Below are 5084 nucleotides of genomic sequence, written 5' to 3'. Positions count from 1 at the left end.
GGCTCGGCGGCACCGAGACGCTGACCGCGATGTCGTTCGGCACTGAGGCACCGCTCGAGCGGCTCGCCTATGATTTCATCTTCCGGCTTTGCCAAAACGCGGACGGGTTGGCTCCGGACACCGCCGCCGCGCTGTCAGAGCAGGCGGTCGATCTCCTTGCGATGGCGTTGAGCGAGCGGCTCGGCAGGACAGCGCTGCCGTCCTCGACGCACCGCTCGGCCCTGCTCTACCGATTGAAGGCGCACATCCGCGCGCATCTCTCCGATCCCGACCTCTCGCTCGCGGAGACCGCGGCCGCGCTCGGCATCTCGCCGCGCTACGTCAACGACCTCCTCGCCGACGAGGAAACCTCGTTCCAGCGCCACGTCCTTGCCGAACGGCTCGCCCGGTGCCGGCGCGACCTCGCCTCGCCCGTGCTCGCGCACCGCCACATCAGCGAGATCGCGTTCGCCTGGGGCTTCAACGACCTCTCGCATTTCGGCCGCGTCTTCCGCGAGCATTTCGGCATGTCGCCGCGCGACTTCCGGCACAGCCAGTCGCGGCATTGAGCTCTCTCCAGTCAGCTATCACAAGCACGGCCAGGCCATCCCGAAGCAAGGCCGGTATGTGAGCGCGTGATAGGACGCGACGCCTGCTTGCACTATCCTTTGCCATCGTGCCGCAGTGATCAATCAGCGGCCAGCCAGGGAGCACATCGATGGAATACCGACGCTTGGGCCGGTCAGGCCTCATGGTGCCCGCCTTGAGCCTTGGCACAGGGACCTTCGGCGGTGTCGGCCGCCTTGCGGCGTGGGGCACGACGGACGCGACCGAAGCGCGGCGTCTTCTGGACATCTGCCTCGAAGCCGGCGTGTCGATGTTCGACACCGCGGACGTCTATTCGCTCGGCGAGTCCGAGCGCGTTCTCGGGCAAGCCGTCAAGGGCCGCCGCGACAAGGTTCTGATCTCGACCAAGGCGACGTTCCGCTTCGGTGACGGTCCCAACGATATCGGCTCGTCGCGGCAGCATCTGCTCGCGGCCATCGACGGTTCGCTGAGCCGGCTCGGCACCGACTATATCGACCTCTTCCAGCTCCACGGCTTCGATGCATTCACTCCGCCTGAAGAGGTGCTTTCGACGCTCGACGTGCTCGTGCGCGCCGGCAAGATCCGCTACGTCGGCGTTTCGAATTTCTCGGGCTGGCACTTGATGAAGTCGCTTGCGGTTGCCGACAAGCACGGTTTTCCGCGCTACGTCGCCAACCAGACCTACTACTCGCTGATCGGGCGCGACTACGAATGGGAGCTGATGCCGCTCGGGCTCGACCAGGGATTGGGTGCCGTGGTCTGGTCGCCGCTCGGATGGGGGCGCCTCACCGGAAAAATCCGCCGCGGCCAGCCGAAGCCGGAAGTCAGCCGACTGCCCAAGACGGCCGAGTTCGGACCGCCCGTGCCGGACGAGCATGTCTTCCGTGTCGTCGATGCCATCGACGACATCGCGACGGAGACGGGCAAGAGCGTGTCGCAGATCGCGCTGAACTGGCTGCTCCAGCGTCCAACGGTCTCGACGCTGATCATCGGCGCGCGCAACGAGACGCAGCTGCGCGAAAATCTGGGCGCGGTCGGCTGGTCGTTGACAGGGGACCAGATCGCAAAGCTCGACGCGGCGAGCAAGGTGACGCTGCCCTACCCCTATTGGCACCAGCGCGTGACTTTCACCGATCGCAATCCGCCGGCGGTGTAAAACGGGCCGGCGCATATCGACGCGCATTGAGCTGTATCAGGGCGGCGAGCGGTCGAGGGTCGACTGGGATCGCGCCGTCCTCATCCTGTCGGCGGCAGCGACGTTCGGCCTCGTCGCGCTTTATTCATTCGGAAGATCGAAAATGCGCTGGTGAGGCCGTGGAAGCCAGCCGGACCCATGCTTGCCGCGTCGGGAGATCTGCTTCCGCTACAGGAACTGCCGGTGTCCTGACGGGTTGCTGTCGATCAACCAATTCCCTACCGGAGACGAAACCACGGCTCGAGTCAGACCCGCCATCATGTCGTCCGCCCCCATCGAGCATGCCGACGGTCTGCCGCAACCACAGCGCAACCAGGCGGTGCTGACCATTGCGCTCGGCATCATCATGGCGGTGGTCGACAGCGCCATCGCCAATGTCGCGCTGCCGACGATCGCAGCCGACCTCGACGCAAGCCCGGCCTTCTCGATCTGGATCGTCAACGGCTACCAGCTCGCGATAACGATCTCGCTGCTGCCGCTGGCCTCGCTCGGCGAGATCGTCGGCTATCGCCGCGTCTATCTGGTCGGTCTGGTGCTGTTCACGCTGGCATCGGCCTTCTGCGCGCTGGCACATACGCTGCCGCTGCTGACGATCGCGCGCATCATCCAGGGCTTTGGCGCGGCCGGCATCATGAGCGTCAACGCGGCGCTGGTACGCTTCACCTATCCGCGCCACCTGCTCGGCCGCGGCATCGGGCTCAACGCGCTCGTCGTCGCCTTCTCGGCCGCAGTCGGCCCGACGCTCGCCGCCGGCATCCTCGCGGTCGGAAGCTGGCCCTGGTTGTTCGCCATCAACGTGCCGCTCGGCGCGGTGACGCTGGTGCTGGGCCTGCGCAGCCTGCCGCACACCAGAGCCGCCGGCCGCTCCTTTGACTGGCAAAGTGCGGGGCTGTCAGCTATCACGTTCGGCGTCGGCATCGCCGCAGTCGACAGCGTCGGTCATGGCGAGGCCGCGATCACCTGTCTCGTGCAGTTCGCCATCGCTGTCGTCGCCGGAGCGCTGCTGATCTACCGCGAGACTCACATGGCCTCGCCGCTCTTGCCAGTCGATCTGCTGCGTATCCCCGTGTTCGCACTGTCGATCGCGACCTCGATCGCATCGTTCTGCGGCCAGATGCTGGCGTTCGTCGCGATCCCCTTCTACCTCCAGAGCCGCTTCGGCTATTCGGCCGTGCATATGGGCCTCTTGATCACGCCATGGCCGATCGCGGTGGCATTCGCGGCGCCTCTTGCCGGTCGTCTGGTCGAGCACTATCCCGCCGGCCTGCTCGGCGGCATCGGACTCACGCTGTTCGCCTGCGGCCTTGCCGCGCTCGCCTTCCTGCCTGCGAGCCCGACGCCGTTCGACGTGATCTGGCGGATGGCGCTCGCCGGCGCCGGCTTCGGTCTGTTTCAGACCCCCAACAACCGCACCATGATCGCGGCCGCCCCGCGCGAGCGCGCCGGCGGTGCCAGCGGCATGCTGGGCACGGCGCGCCTGCTCGGACAGACCACCGGCGCGGCACTGGTCGCATTGTTGCTCGGCCGCTATCCGATCGACGGAACCAGGCTCGCGCTCCTCGCAGGCGTCGGATTTGCGCTCTGCGGCGCGGTCCTGAGCATGCTGCGGCTGTCTCCGGCCGGCGCGCGCGGCGCCGAGCACGTCCGCGTGCAGGACGATCAGCGCCTGAGAGGCGATTAGCCCTCTTCTCCATGTTGAAGCGGAGGAGAGCACTAAAGTCGCTGCACAGGAGTCGATATGGCAAACAGAAGCTACCGCACCAAGCGGTTCGGTACTATCGAGAACTGCGCTTGCGCCCACCGTCGCCCCTTGCGCCGGTAGGTAGGCCTAAGAAGCCGGCGGCTTTCCCTGGAATTGAATATTGCATTTCTTCATGATTGAGGCCTGCTCAATCGCGTTTAGCTGACCCTTCATTTGTCCCAATTCCGCAGCGGTCTGCTTGTCGCCGCCGACCAGGAACGCAGCAGGCCAGAAGATGATGACTGCGGCTGTCGTTGCGACTGTGTCCTTGGTCCGCTGGCTGTCTTGGGCGCCAGCCAATGTAGCGGCCCGTGCGGAGACTGCCTGCGCCTCCATCGCGAGTTGCTGGCAATTGTAGCTCTGATAAATCATCGGCGAGACGTAGGTGGCGCTAACATCCTGCGAGCTGGAAGCGCATCCAGCCAATAATGCGGCGCAGCAAAAAACACTCAAAATTCTCATTGAAAAAGCCCCTTGGAAATTCCCCGAATCGAGAATTCCGCAACTTAGAGCTGAAGGCAAGGAAAAGTCGCGACCGCTAAATGACCGTGCATATCAGGATCGGTACCGAGTGGCTTCAGCCGGGCAATTGACGCGCGCGTCTGACACCACAAGATGCACCAACAACAAAAAGGCCGGCTCTTCAGCCGGCCTTTTCAATTCATCACCCGAGGATCAAGCCTTGACCAGCGGCCCCTTGGAGGTCGGCCCCTTCGAGCCGCCGGGGCCACCCGGCTTGGACTTGCCCGGCGGGCGCTTGCGGGTGCCCGGGAGCTTCTCCTGCTTCGGCGTGACCGGCCCCTCGACGAATTCGAAGCCGATCTTGTCCTTGGTCTCGTCGGCCTCGTCCTTGACCAGGACGACGCGGACGTGACCGCCGCCCTTCAGCCTGCCGAACAGCACCTCGTCGGCCAGCGGCTTCTTGATGTGCTCCTGGATCACGCGGGCCATCGGGCGCGCGCCCATCTGCTCGTCATAGCCGTGCTGAACCAGCCAGGCCTTGGCCGGCTCGGACAGCTCGATGGTGACATCGCGGTCGCCGAGCTGCGCCTCGAGCTGAAGCACGAACTTCTCGACCACGGTGCCGATCACCTCGACGCTGAGATGACCGAACGAGACGATGGCATCGAGACGGTTTCGGAATTCCGGCGCGAACTGCCGATTGATCGCTTCGTGGTCATCGCCTTCCCGCTTCGAGCGCGTGAAGCCGAAGGCCTGCTTGGCGAGATCGGAAGCACCCGCGTTCGTGGTCATGATCAGGATCACGTTACGGAAATTGACCTGCTTGCCGTTGTGGTCGGTGAGCCGGCCGTGATCCATGATCTGGAGCAGCACGTTGTAGAGGTCGGGATGCGCCTTCTCGATCTCGTCGAGCAGCACCACGCAATGCGGATGCTGATCGACGCCGTCGGTGAGCAGACCGCCCTGGTCGAAGCCGACATAACCGGGAGGCGCGCCGATCAGGCGCGACACCGTGTGCCGCTCCATGTATTCGGACATATCGAAGCGCAACAACTCGACGCCGAGGCTGGCCGCGAGCTGCTTTGCCACTTCCGTCTTGCCGACGCCGGTGGGACCTGA

Annotated in this window: 5 protein-coding genes; 3 read left to right on the top strand and 2 right to left on the bottom strand. The window is 64.9% G+C overall.

The window, feature by feature from the left end; all coding sequences use genetic code 11:
• From IC50_RS22540 to IC50_RS22530, 3 genes are all read left to right on the top strand, one after another.
• Positions 1-548, top strand: a 548-nt coding sequence (locus tag IC50_RS22540; protein WP_035709763.1) for a helix-turn-helix domain-containing protein, incomplete at its 5' end; no start/stop codon positions are given.
• A gap of 149 nt (positions 549-697) precedes the next feature.
• Positions 698-1723 carry an aldo/keto reductase gene (locus IC50_RS22535; protein WP_035709756.1) on the top strand — a complete coding sequence of 342 codons (1026 nt, stop codon included), beginning with the start codon at positions 698-700 and terminating at the stop codon, positions 1721-1723.
• A gap of 298 nt (positions 1724-2021) precedes the next feature.
• Positions 2022-3443 (top strand): MFS transporter, encoded by a 1422-nt coding sequence (locus tag IC50_RS22530; protein WP_050991058.1) that lies wholly within the window; start codon positions 2022-2024, stop codon positions 3441-3443.
• A gap of 147 nt (positions 3444-3590) precedes the next feature.
• On the opposite strand, the gene IC50_RS22525 is transcribed toward IC50_RS22530, so the two are convergent.
• A complete protein-coding gene (locus tag IC50_RS22525) occupies positions 3591-3965 on the bottom strand; it encodes a hypothetical protein (protein ID WP_035709753.1) in 375 nt (124 codons plus the stop codon).
• 213 nt (positions 3966-4178) lie between these two features.
• A partial coding sequence (locus tag IC50_RS22520; protein ID WP_035709751.1) for an AAA family ATPase occupies positions 4179-5084 on the bottom strand: 906 nt, incomplete at its 5' end.

The sequence above is a fragment of the Bradyrhizobium genomosp. I (2014) genome, assembly GCF_000261685.1.
Taxonomy (GTDB): Bacteria; Pseudomonadota; Alphaproteobacteria; order Rhizobiales; family Xanthobacteraceae; genus Bradyrhizobium.
This window is presented reverse-complemented; position numbering and strand designations above follow the sequence as displayed.